Here is a 1,006-nt window from a genome sequence, read left to right as displayed (position 1 = left end):
GGCCATTCGCCGGACACCAGCAGCCAGATCGGCGCGGCCAGCAGCAGGCCCAGCACGAACAGCGCCGAGACGCCGCGCGCCTCGGCATCGGTCGAGCGGGCGAAAATACGCGAGGTGAGGCCGCTGATCCCGGCGATCCGGCCATTGGTGGCCATCAGCAGCACCGCCGAGGCCCCGATCATCATGCCGCCGCCGAGCGACAGCCAAGGGGTGAACTCTGTTTCCATCTCTCGACTCCGTGATACGACGGTCAACGCCGTCGCGCTTGTCTTGTTTCAAGACATCTATATATTCGTCTCGTCTAATATTCAACAGGCAGCATATGAAAATCACCGATGATTTCCTCGAAGGCGACATCGCGGGCGCGGCCGCGCTGATGGGCATGCTGGCCTCCGAGGCGCGGTTGAAGATCCTGTGTCGGCTGGTCGATGGCGAGCGGTCGGTGGGGGAACTGGCCCGGATCTGCGAGATGTCGCAGCCGACCATGTCGCAACAGCTCAAGCGGCTGAAGGAGGCGGGGCTCGTCGAGGGCCGCCGGGACGGGCAGACGATCTATTACAGCGTCACCGGCAAAGAAGTTGCCGCCGTTCTGGAGACGCTGCACAAGCTGTATTGCGCGCGCGAGGCGCGGTGAGAGCCCGCGCCCGGCCAGTCCGGGCGCAGGGCGAGGGTCAGGCCCCGGACTTGCGGTCCGCATAGTCCTTCACGAACTGGCCGATCTTCTCTTGCGTCAGATCGACCCCGGCCGCACGACCCTTCGCGATGGCCGCCTCGCCGTCGAGGCCCTGCTCGGCGGCGAGCGCCATCAGCGTCATCGCGCCCGCGCGCTTGCCCGATGCGCAATGCAGCAGGACGGGCTGCGGCAGGTCGTCGAGGGAACGCCGGAAATCGTCCACCAACTCATCGTCGAGCGCGTCGGGCGAGACCGGGTGATGCAGGTAGGTCAGCCCGGCCTCTTCGGCGATGCGCCGTTCTTCATCGGGGGCGACCTCCTGCTTTTCGTCCG

3 protein-coding genes are annotated in these 1,006 nt (G+C 66.2%); 1 reads left to right on the top strand and 2 read right to left on the bottom strand.

The window, feature by feature from the left end; genetic code table 11:
- On the bottom strand, positions 1-227 hold a 227-nt coding region (locus LOS8367_RS18580), incomplete at its 3' end, for a YeeE/YedE family protein (RefSeq protein ID WP_370737712.1).
- A 95-nt stretch (positions 228-322) separates the two neighbouring features.
- On the opposite strand from LOS8367_RS18580, the gene LOS8367_RS18575 reads away from it, so the two are divergent.
- Positions 323-634 carry an ArsR/SmtB family transcription factor gene (locus tag LOS8367_RS18575; protein WP_085898012.1) on the top strand — a complete coding sequence of 104 codons (312 nt, stop codon included), beginning with the start codon at positions 323-325 and terminating at the stop codon, positions 632-634.
- A gap of 37 nt (positions 635-671) precedes the next feature.
- Here the strand turns inward: LOS8367_RS18575 and LOS8367_RS18570 are convergent.
- A partial coding sequence (locus tag LOS8367_RS18570) for a protein tyrosine phosphatase family protein (RefSeq protein WP_110522072.1) occupies positions 672-1,006 on the bottom strand: 335 nt, incomplete at its 5' end.

Origin of the sequence: Limimaricola soesokkakensis (genome assembly GCF_900172345.1) — a bacterium.
GTDB classification, from domain to species: domain Bacteria; phylum Pseudomonadota; class Alphaproteobacteria; order Rhodobacterales; family Rhodobacteraceae; genus Limimaricola; species Limimaricola soesokkakensis.
The sequence above is the reverse complement of the archived record's forward strand: the minus strand, read 5'-3'. Positions and strand labels throughout refer to the sequence as shown.